This is a genomic window from Bacillus sp. SIMBA_154, assembly GCF_046536015.1.
Taxonomy (GTDB): domain Bacteria; phylum Bacillota; class Bacilli; order Bacillales; family Bacillaceae; genus Bacillus; species Bacillus pumilus_P.
Window position 1 is genome coordinate 210,803 of sequence record NZ_JAWJBV010000004.1, and the last position, 14,544, is coordinate 225,346.

Annotated in this window: 14 protein-coding genes and 1 riboswitch; of the genes, 10 read left to right on the forward strand and 4 right to left on the reverse strand. The window is 40.6% G+C overall.

Annotated features, from left to right (window positions below):
• Positions 1-23: 23 nt before the first annotated feature.
• The 9 genes from R0K30_RS09385 (at position 24) to R0K30_RS09420 (ending at position 10,495) form a co-directional block, all read left to right on the forward strand.
• On the forward strand, positions 24-1,247 hold the full coding sequence (locus tag R0K30_RS09385) for a glycosyltransferase family 2 protein (RefSeq protein ID WP_371930234.1): 1,224 nt from the start codon (positions 24-26) through the stop codon (positions 1,245-1,247).
• Between the two features lie 4 nt (positions 1,248-1,251).
• Positions 1,252-3,342, forward strand: coding sequence for a cellulose biosynthesis cyclic di-GMP-binding regulatory protein BcsB (locus R0K30_RS09390; protein ID WP_410610298.1), 2,091 nt, complete (start codon positions 1,252-1,254; stop codon positions 3,340-3,342).
• Positions 3,343-3,408: 66 nt separating this feature from the next.
• A riboswitch (cyclic di-AMP (ydaO/yuaA leader) is annotated at positions 3,409-3,552 on the forward strand.
• 112 nt (positions 3,553-3,664) lie between these two features.
• Positions 3,665-5,491 carry an APC family permease gene (locus tag R0K30_RS09395; RefSeq protein WP_410610300.1) on the forward strand — a complete coding sequence of 609 codons (1,827 nt, stop codon included), beginning with the start codon at positions 3,665-3,667 and terminating at the stop codon, positions 5,489-5,491.
• Positions 5,492-5,561: 70 nt separating this feature from the next.
• On the forward strand, positions 5,562-7,283 hold the full coding sequence (locus R0K30_RS09400) for a pyruvate oxidase (protein ID WP_410610302.1): 1,722 nt from the start codon (positions 5,562-5,564) through the stop codon (positions 7,281-7,283).
• A 234-nt stretch (positions 7,284-7,517) separates the two neighbouring features.
• The gene (locus R0K30_RS09405; RefSeq protein WP_410610304.1) at positions 7,518-9,239 is read left to right on the forward strand and encodes a T7SS effector LXG polymorphic toxin; all 1,722 of its coding nucleotides are present in this window, start codon (positions 7,518-7,520) and stop codon (positions 9,237-9,239) included.
• Between the two features lie 16 nt (positions 9,240-9,255).
• The gene (locus R0K30_RS09410; protein WP_099728444.1) at positions 9,256-9,609 is read left to right on the forward strand and encodes a hypothetical protein; all 354 of its coding nucleotides are present in this window, start codon (positions 9,256-9,258) and stop codon (positions 9,607-9,609) included.
• A gap of 92 nt (positions 9,610-9,701) precedes the next feature.
• On the forward strand, positions 9,702-9,809 hold the full coding sequence (locus tag R0K30_RS24035; protein ID WP_419180196.1) for a YxiF family protein: 108 nt from the start codon (positions 9,702-9,704) through the stop codon (positions 9,807-9,809).
• A gap of 69 nt (positions 9,810-9,878) precedes the next feature.
• Entirely contained in the window at positions 9,879-10,169 is a 291-nt protein-coding gene (locus tag R0K30_RS09415) for a toxin-antitoxin system YwqK family antitoxin (protein ID WP_257213891.1), read from the forward strand.
• Between the two features lie 38 nt (positions 10,170-10,207).
• The gene (locus R0K30_RS09420) at positions 10,208-10,495 is read left to right on the forward strand and encodes a hypothetical protein (RefSeq protein WP_410610307.1); all 288 of its coding nucleotides are present in this window, start codon (positions 10,208-10,210) and stop codon (positions 10,493-10,495) included.
• Positions 10,496-10,535: 40 nt separating this feature from the next.
• Here R0K30_RS09420 and R0K30_RS09425 read toward each other — a convergent pair whose 3' ends face one another.
• From R0K30_RS09425 to R0K30_RS09440, 4 genes are all read right to left on the reverse strand, one after another.
• Positions 10,536-10,799, reverse strand: a complete 264-nt coding sequence (locus R0K30_RS09425; RefSeq protein WP_099728441.1) for a response regulator — start codon at positions 10,797-10,799, stop codon at positions 10,536-10,538.
• Positions 10,800-10,897: 98 nt separating this feature from the next.
• Positions 10,898-11,467 carry a GNAT family N-acetyltransferase gene (locus R0K30_RS09430; protein WP_099728440.1) on the reverse strand — a complete coding sequence of 190 codons (570 nt, stop codon included), beginning with the start codon at positions 11,465-11,467 and terminating at the stop codon, positions 10,898-10,900.
• A gap of 72 nt (positions 11,468-11,539) precedes the next feature.
• Positions 11,540-12,817, reverse strand: a complete 1,278-nt coding sequence (locus tag R0K30_RS09435; protein ID WP_099728439.1) for an Nramp family divalent metal transporter — start codon at positions 12,815-12,817, stop codon at positions 11,540-11,542.
• Positions 12,818-13,195: 378 nt separating this feature from the next.
• The gene (locus R0K30_RS09440; RefSeq protein ID WP_099728438.1) at positions 13,196-13,456 is read right to left on the reverse strand and encodes a GlsB/YeaQ/YmgE family stress response membrane protein; all 261 of its coding nucleotides are present in this window, start codon (positions 13,454-13,456) and stop codon (positions 13,196-13,198) included.
• Between the two features lie 155 nt (positions 13,457-13,611).
• Between R0K30_RS09440 and R0K30_RS09445 the strand changes: the two genes are divergently transcribed.
• A complete protein-coding gene (locus R0K30_RS09445; RefSeq protein WP_410610311.1) occupies positions 13,612-14,442 on the forward strand; it encodes an EcsC family protein in 831 nt (276 codons plus the stop codon).
• The last annotated feature ends 102 nt before the right edge of the window (positions 14,443-14,544 follow it).

The following is a 14,544-nucleotide window of genomic DNA, read 5'->3' on the forward strand; positions in this document are numbered from 1 at the left end:
TTTCATTAATACTGATTTGGATCATGCTCCTATACCATATGTTTCTGATGCAGGGCGGCTTTCAGCACTATCTAACCTACGAAAAAGTGCTGCCTAAATGGACGAAACAAGGGAAAGAGCTGCCGACAGTCAGCATCCTTATTCCTGCTCATAATGAAGAGGTGGTCATTCGGCAAACGTTAAAAGCCATGGTTCAGCTATCCTATCCAAAACATCTTCTTGAAATCATTGTAATTAATGACAATTCCTCTGATCGCACAGGAGACATCGTACAATCATTCAGTGAGCAATATGATCATGTCCATATGATTGAAACGAAGCCGCCATTTGCAGGAAAGGGGAAATCCTCTGCACTGAATGAAGGCTTGAAGGCTTCTACAGGAGAAATGATTTGTGTATATGATGCAGATAACACGCCTGAACAAAAGGCTGTCTATCATTTAGTTCTTGGGTTATTGAATGATCCAAAAGCTGGCGCTGTTGTCGGGAAATTCAGGGTCATCAATGCAGCCAAAAACCTGCTTACCAAATTTATTAATATTGAGACCATCTGCTTTCAATGGATGGCGCAGGGCGGGAGATGGAAGTGGTTTGGCATTGCGACAATACCAGGCACAAACTTCGCGATCCGCCGGCACATCTTGGAAGAGCTTGGAGGCTGGGATGTGCATGCTTTGGCCGAGGACACCGAATTAACGATCCGTGTATATAACCTTGGATATATAATTCGATTTTTCCCTGCTGCGATCACCTGGGAACAAGAGCCTGAGACATGGAAGGTCTGGTGGCGGCAGCGAACGCGCTGGGCTAGAGGCAATCAATATGTTGTACTTAAATTTTTAAGGCAGTTTATGAAGCTGAAACGAAAACGAATGATTTTCGATTTATTTTATTTTTTCTTTACGTATTTCTTGTTTTTCTTCGGTGTGCTGCTTTCAAATGGCATATTTATCGTGAACTTATTTGTTGACCTTCACTTATCTGTAGGGGCTGTCGCACTGATTCTATGGGGATTAGCCTTCTTCCTCTTTCTAACAGAAGTGATGATTACATTGAGTATTGAGAAAACAGAGCTGACCAAACAGAACATTCTCATTGTGGCTCTCATGTACTTCACCTATTCTCAAGTATGGATTGCGCTTGTTGTGTACTCCTTATGTGTAGAGGCAAAGAGCCGATTATTGAAACAAGAAGTGAAATGGTACAAAACTGAGCGTTACGATCAACAACAAAAGAAAAGCGGGTGACAAATTGAAATCGGTAAAATGGATAATTTTTATATTGGCATTATCCCTTGCCATTCAGCCTTTTTTCATGGCAGGTCAAGCAATGGCGCAATCAGATCAAGTGCAGGTGAAAGATGATTGGGTACGTTCATCAAAAGGAAGTAAAGCAGAAACGCAGCATCTAACAGAAGATGTGGTGACCTTATACGGACAAGAAGACCGCACTGAATTTTCCTATCAAGTTGAGAAAGAAAAAGTAGAGTCTAGCACTCTTACATTGAATATAGAGGCTTCACCATTACTCATTTCACCATCCTCATTCACTGTTATGGTTGATGGAGAGATTGAAAAGACCATCCCTGTATCAGGGAAAAACCAAAAGAAATCGATTCAAATCAAATTAAACAAAGCGCAATTGAAAAAAGGATCTCATCGGATTCAGCTCGCATTTTACGGTGTCTTAAAAGAAGGTGTGTGTATCAATCAAGAGACACCTGCCAATTGGCTGAAGGTATATCCTGAAAGTAAGCTGGCATTCAAAGGCATTCAAACGAAAGACCTCACATTAGACAGCTTCCCATCACTTTTCATTCAAACAGGTGATCAGAAAGAGCAAACAAATATTGTGCTTCCAAATACACCAGATGAGGCTGAATTAGAAGCAGCCATCAAGGTATACCGTACGTTGAAAAACAAAGACCGCCTAGCGGACATCAAACTCATTCAGGAGAAGGACAGCAAGCAAATCGCGCATCCAACCATTGCTATTGGGGCGAAAAGAAGCTGGGATGGAAGGATCAAATCGATTGAGCAAACTGCGAAAATCAAAACAGAAAGTAATCTTCTCACGTTAGCGGTAAGAACCCTGACAGCAAAGAAAAAAGAACAGCCCGTCTTATTTGTCACAGCTGACCAGCCAAGAACAATTGCTGAAAAAATCAATGTTCTCACTCAACCAGAACTGACAGGTCAACTTACTGGTACGGACTTAATGCTTCAAAAGGTCGTAGCTAAAACCTCTAAGCCATCTCACCATATCCGTTTAAAAGATTTTGGCGGAGATGATGTCACTGTTGGGACCAAAAAGACGGCTTCTGATCACTACTATTATCCGAGAGCATTGATTGCTAACCGAAAATCAGGCGCCAAGCTAAATCTGTCATTTAAAAAATCTGATGCAGCGAACAAAGCAGAACGCCTAACTGTTATGATCAATGACGAACCGCACGACGTACCATTAACAAAACTAGGAAACAAAGATGAGAATGGATTCTATCATGTGTCTATTCCAGTCGATTCACACGTACTTCAAAAAAATGAATATATTGATTTGCAATTTGTCACAACTGGTTTTAAAAACATGGAATCCTGCAGACATACGGATGAAGAAGGCTGGATTTTCATTGACAAGAACAGTTCTCTTCAAATTCCAGAAGGAACAACTAGTGATACACCGGATTTAGCTGTATGGCCGCTTCCTTTCACTTCAAAGGCTCAGCAAGAAAAAACATTGATCATCATGCCGGATCAAATCAACCGTGAAACGATCAATCAAATGGCGATGCTCACAGAATCATTTAGTCAGCCAGCAGCTGCTCAATATCATTTGATCAAAGCCTCTAATGTGACAAACGAACAATTGAAGAATCACTCTCTCATTTTCATCGGGGGCATTCAAACGTTCTCTCTTTTAAAAGAAAAAGCGAATGATCTGATCGTTCCGACGAAAAAGGAACAATATGATGTATCCTCTTTTGGCATGATCAACGAAACAACTGCTCGTATTGTATGGACGCAGCCATCTGTTTGGAATAAAGAACAGACAATGATAGTCTTTTCAGGAATGAATGCAGCTGAAGCTGATGTGTCAAATGAAGTGATTCATTTCCTCCAAACAAATACAGAGACCGCAACAGTTGCGATAGAGAGCAAAAACAAAGACATGTTCTCTAATCATCAAACGATCAGCAGCACATCAAGCAATCTGAAAATAGGTGAAAAACAAAGCAGCAGTGAGTCTTGGATCTACTTTGCATGTATAGCTGCGCTCATCATTTTTGTGCTAGTGATGATTATCTATTTCTTACGAAAAAACCGCAAAAAGACTGAGTCATAAACGATCAAAAGACCTTGAAAAAATCTCTTTACTTTGGTGTCGAACGGGAGTATGATCTCTTTTATAAAAGACCAATCGCTGAATCATTTCGATGAGCGGGGGAACCAATTGTGGTATAAAAACCACGTGGGGTGAATCCTTTTCAGGTAGGGCAAAGTCTCATGCGCCCGAATCCGTCAGCTAACCTCGTAAGCGTTAAAGAGAGCAAAGACCAACCTGTGATCTAAACAATAGGCACAGGGGCATTCTATTGCCTCTGTGTCTTTTTGGTGATCGATCTTTTGTAACTTAAATCGTTTGACACTAAAGGAGCGGGCATCACATGTACAGTTTGATGAAGCGTATTTTAATTGGTAAACCATTAAAATCACAGGCAGCAGGAGAACAAAAACTATCAAAAATCAAAGCTTTGGCATTATTGTCATCAGACGCATTTTCATCAGTTGCATACGGTACAGAACAAATCTTGATTGTTCTATCAGTCGTCAGTGCGGCAGCGTTTTGGTACTCACTCCCGATTTCAGGTTGTGTATTCATTCTTTTAATGGCGTTAATTCTATCTTACCGCCAGATTATCTATGCTTATCCAGAAGGCGGCGGGGCATATGTCGTCTCTAGCAGGAACTTAGGTGAAAAACCAGGGCTGATCGCTGGTGGATCATTGCTGGTAGATTATATTTTGACTGTAGCAGTGAGCATTTCAGCGGGTACCGATGCCATCACATCAGCTTTTCCAGCACTATATCCATATCACGTCTTGATTTCTATTGTATTGGTCATAGTGATTATGGTGCTCAACCTTCGTGGGTTGACGGAGTCGGCATCTATTCTGGCTTATCCTGTATACCTGTTTGTATTTTCACTTCTCATTTTAATTGGAGTCGGCGGCTTTAAACTATTAACAGGGCAAGTGCCGCCAGCACCTGAGCATACAGCATTTGGCACACATGTGTCAGGCATTACATTATTTCTTTTATTAAAAGCATTTTCGTCTGGCTGTTCTGCTCTGACTGGAGTAGAAGCCATTTCAAATACGATTCCATCCTTTAGAAAACCAGCTGCACAAAATGCAGCGAGAACATTACTGATGATGGGGGGATTACTGGCCGTTCTCTTTTTAGGTGTGACACTGCTTGCATTTGGTTTTGGCATCTCGCCAAAGCCAGAAGAAACGGTTGTGTCACAAATTGCATCAGACACATTTGGACGTACGTTTTTCTATTATGTTATTCAGGCTGTCACGGCGTTAATTTTGATATTAGCGGCAAATACCGGCTTTTCAGCCTTTCCTTTATTGGCTGTCAACTTAGCAAAAGATAAATATATGCCGCGCATGTTTACAGTAAGAGGAGATCGACTTGGTTACTCCAATGGCATTATCTTTTTAGGCGTAGCCTCCATGCTGCTTATTTGGCTGTTTGATGGGAAAACTGAACACCTGATTCCGTTATATGCTGTTGGTGTATTTATTCCATTTACCTTGTCTCAGACCGGTATGTGTGTCAAATGGATTCGTGAAAAACCACAGGGCTGGAAAATGAAAATGCCAATTAATATACTGGGAGCACTTATTTCTTTCACGGTTCTCATGATTCTCATTTTGACCAAGTTCCATCTTGTATGGCCAGTTTTTATTTTCATGCCAATCGTTCTATTTATGTTTCATTCCATCAAAAAGCATTACCTGTCTGTAGGAGAACAACTACGTTTACTGAATGAAACAGAGCCTGTTGAGATCAAAGGAAATGTAGTCATCGTACCAATAGCAGGTGTAACACGTGTCGTCGAACAATCTGTTCAATATGCAAAATCCTTATCAGAGCAGGTCATAGCGGTTCACGTCTCCTTTGATAAAGAGAAAGACAAGAGGATTGAAGCAGATTGGGAAAAGCTGAATAGTGATGTGCGTCTTGTGATTTTACATTCGTCTTATCGAAGTCTCATTCACCCTCTTGATAAATTTCTTGAAACGATTGAGGCAAAAGCAAATGCGCATCAATACAAAGTGATGGTGCTCGTGCCTCAATTTATCCCGAAAAAAAGATGGCATACCATCTTGCATAATCAATCTGCTTTTTTATTAAGATTCCGTTTGTTATGGAAGCGGGATATTATTGTCGCCACCCTTCCATATCATTTTAAAAAGTAACAGGAGCAAGTTGAAACGTTTGACCAAAAGGGTGCGGTGGTATGGAGTAAGAAAAAAGGAGTTTTCACACATGCCGCAAAGAACCGCAGGAAAAGAAGTAACAGCGCTACTGGAAGAGTGGGGCGTGAAACATATTTATGGAATGCCCGGCGACAGTATAAACGAATTGATTGAAGAACTAAGGCATGAATCAAGCCAAATACAATTCATACAAACGAGACATGAAGAAGTGGCAGCACTTTCAGCAGCAGCTGATGCCAAACTAACTGGTAAACTCGGTGTTTGCTTATCAATTGCTGGACCAGGTGCTGTCCACTTATTAAATGGACTATATGATGCAAAAGCAGATGGTGCCCCCGTTTTAGCGATTGCAGGGCAGGTTGCTTCGACCGAAGTAGGCAGAGACGCATTTCAAGAAATCAAATTAGAGCGGATGTTTGACGACGTAGCTGTTTTCAATCAGCAGGTACAAACAGCAGAGGCTATGCCAGACTTATTAAATCAAGCCATCAAAGCAGCTTATACTCATAAAGGCGTGGCGGTTCTCACTGTATCAGATGATTTATTTTCTCAAAAAATTAAGCGTAAACCTGTTTATACATCCCCTCTTTATGTAGAGGGGGAGGTGAGGCCAAAGAAAGATCAACTGTTAAAGGCTGCTCAGCTCATTAACAATGCGAAGAAGCCAGTCATCTTAGCAGGTAAAGGATTAAGAAATGCGAAAGAAGAGCTTCTTTCATTTGCAGAAAAGGCTGCTGCACCTATCGTAATCACACTTCCTGCAAAAGGAATTGTTCCAGACAGGCATCCGTACTTCTTAGGAAGCCTAGGTCAAATTGGAACGAAGCCGGCATATGAAGCGATGGAAGAATGTGATCTCTTAATCATGCTTGGAACCTCCTTCCCATATAGGGACTACTTACCGGAGGATATACCTGCTATTCAATTGGACATAAAGCCAGATCAAATTGGTAAAAGGTATCCGGTAGAAGTGGGAATAGTAAGTGACAGCAAAAGTGGTTTGCATGAATTGACCTCCTATATTGAATACAAAGAGCAGCGTGGTTTTCTTGAAGCTTGCACAGAGCATATGATGAAGTGGCGAGAAGAAATGGATAAGGAAAAATCCGTTGCAACATCACCACTTAAACCGCAGCAAGTCATCGCTAGATTAGAAGAAGCAGTCGAAGACGATGCCATTCTTTCAGTTGATGTCGGTAATGTGACTGTATGGATGGCACGTCATTTCGAAATGAAAAAACAAGATTTTATTATTTCAAGTTGGCTTGCAACAATGGGCTGTGGTTTACCTGGGGCGATTTCAGCTAAGTTAAACGAACCGAACCGCCAAGCCATTGCTGTCTGTGGTGACGGAGGCTTCACAATGGTCATGCAAGACTTCGTCACAGCTGTAAAGTATAACCTGCCGATCGTTGTCGTGATCTTAAACAACAACAACCTTGGAATGATTGAATATGAACAACAGGTAAAGGGAAACATCAATTACGGTATAGCGCTAGAAGATATTGACTTTGCAAAATTTGCAGAAGCATGTGGCGGCAAAGGAATCTCAGTGTCATCACATGAAGAACTGGCACCAGCCTTTGATACAGCACTTCAATCGGATAAACCAGTCATTATTGATGTCTCTGTAACCAATGAACCGCCATTACCTGGGAAAATTACGTATACACAAGCAGCAGGCTTTAGTAAGTACTTATTGAAAAAATTCTTTGAAAAAGGTGAACTGGATATCCCTCCACTCAAGAAAAGTCTAAAACGCTTTTTCTAAACACACCGTAGTCGGTCCTCTGAAAAGGGGGCTGACTTTTTTTGTGATGAATAAGCAAAATCATTTCAATTGTCACTTGTTTTATTTTCTCTAAAAATATTAGGTAATTATTTTTGTAACTTATAGCCTATTTTTCCAATTAGCTGAGAAAGGTAAAATAGACTTTATGATCAATAATGGAGGGAGTGGCTTTTTCTGGGCAAGATACTTGATGCAAAAGCACTAACAAGTGCCATGGATACAAGAGCAAAACATTATCAGGCACTCCGTGAAGAAATGACTGATTTGAAAAAAGCCTTACAGGGCGTGGCAAACCTTGGTGATGATTTCACTGGAAAAGGCGCCGATAACATTAAAAGCTTTTATAAAGAACTAGCTGGAAATGTAGACATGTTTATCAGTTTCATTGATAAGCAAAAAGCCTTTCATGAAGGTGTTTCTGGTACACTTGATGATACGAGCTTTGGCGGCGATACCTTTGTGGAGGAACACTTTTTAGATAACGCTGTTCACATGGGAATCAAAAATGCCAAAAGCATTGTAAAAGATCAAAAAAAGGCACTTAAAACCATTTTTCAAGACATTGATGACCTCATTTCTTTGGAGATATTTGATAGCAAAACATTTGATGAAAAGATCGAAGATGCAGAAGACGAACGGAAAAAGACGGTTAAAGATTTGATAGAGCTTGATCAAAATTTAAAAGATGAATATGCTTTGTCAGAGACAGAACAGAAGGCTACAATGGCATTGTACGCAGAAATGATGAATGCGACAAATGACGGAAAATCCATTTCGCCTATGAATTTTGACAAGAAAGCGTATCAAAATAGTGAAATTTACAAGGCAAAAAGCGATATTGAGAAGCAAACTTCTGAATATCTTAAAATTAAAGAAGAACAAGAAGAAGCCCGCGAGATCGCGAAAGAACAAGAAGCACTCGCAAATCGTCCTTGGTATGAAAAAGCCCTCGATTATGGCGGAAATATCGTCAATGAACTGACAGGCGTAAACGATGCAAAACGTGCCGCCACCGGTGTAGACCCGATCACAGGAGAACAGCTCACCGCAGGCCAGCGAGTCGCCGCAGGCGGTATGGCCGCAGCAGGCTACATCCCAATCGTCGGCTGGGCAGGCCGTATTTTTAAAGGGGGTAAAGCCGTCTATAAAACCACCCAAGCCACATCAGCCGCAGTCAGAGCAGTCGACATTTACAAGACATCACAAAAGGCCTTTGACGCCTTAAAAACATCCCAAAAAGGCTTATATGGCCTCACCGCAACCAACGGCTTCAGCGAAGCGATTACGGGTCGTGACATGTTTGGAAACAAGGTCTCGAAAGAACAGCAGGAAGCAAGTATGAACGCGGCACTTGGAATGCTTTTACCGTTTGGAGCGAAAGGGTTTCATGGGAAGATGTGGGTTAAGAGTACAAATAATGCTTTGAGTAATAAAAAAGTAGCGGTAGGAGAAGAGATTATTACTCAAAGGGTACAGAAAGTAGAATTTGATTTAACTGCAAAAATTACACCTTATAAATCTTTAAATAGGAGTCAGCAGAAAAAAATAAAAGAAAAGATTGAAAATCGTACAGTCACAAAGGAAGAATACAAAAGATATCAATGGGATAGAAGATTTTCAAAAAGAAGGGCAACGGGGGTTACTGAATTCTGGAAGCAAGAGAAGAAAAGAATTTTAGATGGAGAATCTACAACAAGGAATTGGACTATTGAACAAAAACAAGAGATTTTAAAAAGTAAAAAACCTCAATATAATGGGAAATCAATAATTGGACATCATACTTATAATGCTATGAATTATCCACATATTTGTAATAGGGGAGAATTAATTTATCCTGTTACTAGTAGAGAACATTTAAAGGGTTGGCATGGAGGGAGCTATAGCAAAAATGCCCCTGGTAGACCTGTTAATCCAAACTATTTAGAGGAATTTTAGCAAGGAGGAAAGATAGATGAGTAAATTAGCAATTAAAATCAGTCCTCAAGGTCCAACTAATAAACTTGTAGTACCGTTAAGAAAGTACACTGGTTTAGGGATTACAGAGATAAAAGATAAGATGGAAAACAAAGATTTCTTTGCTGAAACGGATGCAAATGATATTGATAATATGGAAATTTTAAAAGAGTTAGTTGATCATTTATTGAATCTAGGTGCAGTTGTGAAAATATATGATAGTGATGAATATGGTGAAGGAATATTTGATTATCAAGAAATTCCTTACGAAGAATTTATAAATAATATTGATCGATTAAAAGAAATAATGGAAGAATTACAGGATTACGATGATGCTATGTCTGAAGAATGAAGTTTGAGCAATGAATATTTCATTAATGCACACTATGAATAGTTAAAGGAACTTTTAATTTCAAAACCTTTTGTAATTAGAGCTTAAACGACATTAAATCATGTTCTCGAACAAACGAAAGTGAATATGGGGATTTTATTTTAGTGGCAGATGATTCTCGTTTTAGATTGTGCGTAGAGCGAACAGAATTTTATGAGTGAGGTATTTGGGGGCAAAAATAGTAAATATGAAAGTTATAAACTGTAAGGAGTTTACATGCGGATGATATATTGACAAAGAAGTTCATTATAGAAAGTGGTACCGAGTTTGAAGAATTTCTAGAGTATGGAGGTCCCTACGAACTAGCGATTGTAGAATATACCCAAGATGGTAAAGAAAAACTATTTACGGGCTTAGCTTATGATAAATATGAAAACGGAAATATTCAAAGTTATTTCTATGTAGAGCAAGGTGTTAAGCAGGGAAAGTATGTTGAATTTTACTCAAATGGAAATGTGAAAGAGCAAAAGGCAGAACCCAGTGAATCAGATTTAACATATGCTGAAAAGTTCAATGATTGATTAATGTTCAAATGAATTATTTGTTAAGAAACTTTAAAATGAAAAAAAGTACTATTATCAAAAAGCAGGTAGAAATCATTTCAGATCAAAAAGGAGAATCAACCATGCTATGGATTTTCACACAAAACCAGCAAAGCCTGGTCCAAGTCAATGAAGTCACAGTACAGGGGAAAAAAATTGAAGGGATCATGGGAAATGATTCTTGGACAAAGATACTCGGCAAGTATGACTCAAATGATCGAGCAGCAGAGATCCTTCAAGACATTGTGAAGACGATTGAAGAAAATCAAGGTGCATCTATTACATACCGAATGCCACATCAATAATAAAGAAACCACCTTTCCATCGTGAAAAGGTGGTTTTTGTTTATGATGGTGTTTTTGTAAAGGCCAAGAATAAAGGAATGCCTGTGCCGACAAGTGTTGTGGCAAAAAGGAACATACCGCAAATGAATAGAAAATGACTGGCTGAAAAGACGAGTGCCAGAATCAGAAAAACGATGCTGAGTCCTGCCATGCTGTATGATGGGACAAAACGGCGTTTGTATGTGGATTTCTTTGTTAAAAATGAGAAGAAAATGCCAAATAATAAAGGGACAATCCATAAGTAAAATAAAATAATAAGAGACATACATCATACCTCGATTTTTCCTTCTATTTTATCAGATGCCGATCACAACGGATACCATAAAGCTTCACTTTGTAAAATCATTCATGTAATTGACACAATTAAGTGGACTGATTCATCGAATGCGCTTTTTGTTCCATATATTCAGGCTGTAAAAGTGCGTACACACAATGATCGGTAAAGCGGTCGCCCAGCCATTCACATTGTCTTAAAATGCCTTCAAGAGAGAAGGATAATCGCTCTGCGATGCGTCTGCTCTTCTGATTATCGACAGCGGCCCTGATTTCAATGCGGTGCAGTCCGCACTCTTCAAATAAATATTGAATGACGGCTTTACACGCTTTTGTCATGATGCCTTTTCCTTGGTAGCCTTCTCCGAGCCAATAGCCAATGGAAACGGTTCGGTTGATCCAATGAATCTGGTGGGTGCCAATGATGCCGACGAGTTCTCCATGTGACCATATGCCGGCTTGAAAGCCGTTGTTCTGCAAGGCTTGCTGCATTGCACCTTGAATAAACGCCATGCTGTCTTCTTCTGTTTGCGTTGTATCCACCCAAAGCATCCATTCACGTAAGTGCTCTCTTGACCGCTGGATGAGCAGATACAAACTTCTTGCGTCTCTAGGCTCAAGCAGCCGCATGGATAGATCTTGATCCTGATAAAAAAACATGTGACCACATCCTCTCAGGGAAAATTCTACCATAACCAAATGGAAAGAAAAAGACAGCATCATCACTGTCTTTTACATAAACGTATTCACAATTAAAAAGAGATTAAGTGCTACAACAAGAGCTGCTATCACCCAAGATATTCCTGTCACCCAGCGTGCATTCGTCAATTCGCCCATAATTCGTTTTTTACTTGTAAACAAAATGAGCGGAATTAAAGCAAAGGCTATACCAAAAGATAGTACCACCTGACTCATCACAAGCGCAGATGTTGGGTTCACCCCAGATGCGATGATCGCAATAGGGGGAATGATGGTAATCAGCCGGCGTACATACAGCGGGATGCGGTATTGAATAAATCCCTGCATAATAATATCGCCTGACAGTGTACCGACAGAAGAGCTGGAAAGCCCGGCTACAAGCAGACCTACACCAAATAAGATGGCTGATACAGGACCTGCGAGTGTACCAAAATGCTGAAACGCAACATCCAGATCCTCAACAAAGAGACCATTTTTATAAAATAAAGCGGCTGCTACAATCAACATGCTGGCATTGATGGCCCCAGCGACTAGCATGGCAATAAGGATGTCTAAAAACTCAAAGCGAAAAATTTGTTTTTTCTCTTTTTCTGTTCTGCCGACGACTCGTCTTTGGGTTAAAGCTGAATGTAAATAAATTGCGTGCGGCATCACAGTGGCACCTAAAATGCCAGCTGCAAGCAGCACACTATCTGTTCCATCAAACCTCGGAATGAAAAGTCCGCCTGCAACACTTGCGATATCTGGCTTTGCGACAAAGGTTTGCACAGCAAAAGCGATCACTACAACGAACAGCATACCAGTGATGCCTGCTTCTAATGCTCGATATCCCCGTCTTTGCAGCTCTAAAATCGCAAATGATCCGATGGCTGCAATAATTGATGCTTCAAGCAGGGGGATACGAAAGAGTAAGTATAAACCAAGTGCAGCCCCGATAAACTCAGCTAAATCTGTGGCAATTATCACGAGCTCACCCTGAATCCATAAACCGATGGAGACGGGCTTTGGAAACTCTTCACGTGCGATTTCAGGTAAATTTTTACCTGTCGCTATTCCAAGCTTTGCGGACAAGGATTGGATAAGCAAAGCCATGAGATTCGATATGAGAATGACCCATAAGAGAAGATACCCGTATTTTGAGCCAGCAGCAATGTTGGTGGCGAAATTCCCTGGATCAATATAAGCAATAGCTGCGATAAAAGCAGGGCCGAGAAAAGGAAGGAGCCTTCTAAATCCTTTGACCTTTCCTTCAAGTGCACGCTCAGCAGCCGCTGACATGTGTGCCTGTGCCTCGATGTATTTGTTTGTCATATGTCATCACCTAGATTCTACAAAGTTTTGCTAGGGCACAAAAAGTTTCCTCGATGCAATTTTTAATCATCATATGCCCATCTTCATGAAAAGTCAACTATCTGAACTAATAGGTTTGTTTATCATATGTAAGTGAAAAAAATAGATGCAATGTCAATCAATACATAAAAAAACACCGCCTCTTAGGCGGTGCCAGCGTGTAGACAAACCCTCGCATTCGTTGTCAGTCCTGCGCGCCGGTGCTCACGAATGTCAATTCGCTCCGCTCCGGTACTCGTCCTTCCTAGACTGCAAAGGTTTTCATTCACGCTGAAAAGAAGACAAAGAGCTAAAATCAAGATCATTTTATCCCTTTGCTTCCTCTGTTTTCGTTTTTTTTTAAGAAACCCTTGATCCAACACTGCGGAAGATCAGGCTTAAAATAATAACAAAAATAGCTGCTCCTAAGATCGCTGGAATGATCGCAAAGCCTGCAATACTAGGACCCCACGTTCCAAGTAATCCATGACCAATCCAAGCGCCTGCAAGCCCGGCAATCATTGAACCGATCCATCCTCCTGGTACACTACCTCCAGCGAGTGCACTGCCGATGAGGCCAATGACAATCGCCACAACTAATGAAATAAGAAATCCTAACATGTTGATCACTCCTCTTTTGATTGTTTATTAAGCAATAACCGTTTTGAAAGGGTTTAAAACCTCTCGGAACCGCTTCGATGTTTGATACGTATGATGGACAAGGATTGTGTATAATAACAGACAAATACTTCAACGGCATCTAAGGAGGAAATGGTATGGAGGAAAGAGATTGGCTAAAAGCGCAATTAAAGGAGATTGAAATATGGGAGAAAGAACAGCAGAAGGCGTGGTTTTGGGAGAAACTCAGCCGGCTTCCATTTCAAATGCTGGACAAGCTGACTCCTGCCTTTATTCAGAAAAAAATTGGTGTTCTACTTGATGAAATGGGGCATTACATCCAATCAGGCGGCGCCTATTTGACATCAGAAAAAGGCATCATCCATCAATTTCAAAAGAAATGTGCTGACGAATCGATTCAGTGCATAGAAGATATTGAAAAAGCCCCTCTTGAAGTCATGGATGCCATTAGTGAACATATGGGGAAAAACAGAACGAATCTCGCCACGATGCAAGGTGCGACAACAGGTGTCGGCGGCATGTTTACATTAGCGGCAGATATTCCTGCGGTGCTGGGCCTCTCCTTAAAAACATTACAGGATATTGCCGTCACCTATGGCTATGATCCTAAAAACAAGGAAGAACGGGTATTTATCATTAAATGTTTACAGCTGAACTCTGCTGATGTCGTTGGGAAAAAGTCGATACTAAAAGAGCTGAAGAGCTACCGTGCGTCCGAAGGAAAGCACGAAAACATGATCTCTCAAATTCAAGGATGGCGTGAAGTGGTCTATAATTACCGAGATTCGTTTGGCTGGAAGAAGCTGTTTCAGCTTGTCCCAATTGCGGGGATTTTGTTTGGAGCAGTCTCCAATCGCTCGCAGTTAAAGGGAATTGCCGAAACAGGCATGATGCAATATCGAAAGCGCAGAATTTTAACAAGATTACAAGAGCTCACGCAGCAAGAACAGAGTGAGTCGGGTGCATAAAGAAAATCCCTTTTCTCAAAGGGATTCAGATTGTAGAGAAACTCATGTTTTTCTACAATCTTTTTTATTTTTAACGTATGTATGAAGAATGAAATGTATTGA

Excerpts from the sequence above, each read along its gene's own strand:
- R0K30_RS09385 (WP_371930234.1), top strand. The coding sequence starts at position 24 with ATGCTCCTATACCATATGTTTCTGATGCAGGGCGGCTTTCAGCACTAT.
- R0K30_RS09395 (WP_410610300.1), top strand. The coding sequence starts at position 3,665 with ATGTACAGTTTGATGAAGCGTATTTTAATTGGTAAACCATTAAAATCA.
- R0K30_RS09400 (WP_410610302.1), top strand. The coding sequence starts at position 5,562 with ATGCCGCAAAGAACCGCAGGAAAAGAAGTAACAGCGCTACTGGAAGAG.
- R0K30_RS09405 (WP_410610304.1), top strand. The coding sequence starts at position 7,518 with ATGGATACAAGAGCAAAACATTATCAGGCACTCCGTGAAGAAATGACT.
- R0K30_RS09410 (WP_099728444.1), top strand. The coding sequence starts at position 9,256 with ATGAGTAAATTAGCAATTAAAATCAGTCCTCAAGGTCCAACTAATAAA.
- R0K30_RS09420 (WP_410610307.1), top strand. The coding sequence starts at position 10,208 with ATGAAAAAAAGTACTATTATCAAAAAGCAGGTAGAAATCATTTCAGAT.
- R0K30_RS09425 (WP_099728441.1), bottom strand. The coding sequence starts at position 10,799 with ATGTCTCTTATTATTTTATTTTACTTATGGATTGTCCCTTTATTATTT.
- R0K30_RS09430 (WP_099728440.1), bottom strand. The coding sequence starts at position 11,467 with ATGTTTTTTTATCAGGATCAAGATCTATCCATGCGGCTGCTTGAGCCT.
- R0K30_RS09435 (WP_099728439.1), bottom strand. The coding sequence starts at position 12,817 with ATGACAAACAAATACATCGAGGCACAGGCACACATGTCAGCGGCTGCT.
- R0K30_RS09440 (WP_099728438.1), bottom strand. The coding sequence starts at position 13,456 with ATGTTAGGATTTCTTATTTCATTAGTTGTGGCGATTGTCATTGGCCTC.
- R0K30_RS09445 (WP_410610311.1), top strand. The coding sequence starts at position 13,612 with ATGGAGGAAAGAGATTGGCTAAAAGCGCAATTAAAGGAGATTGAAATA.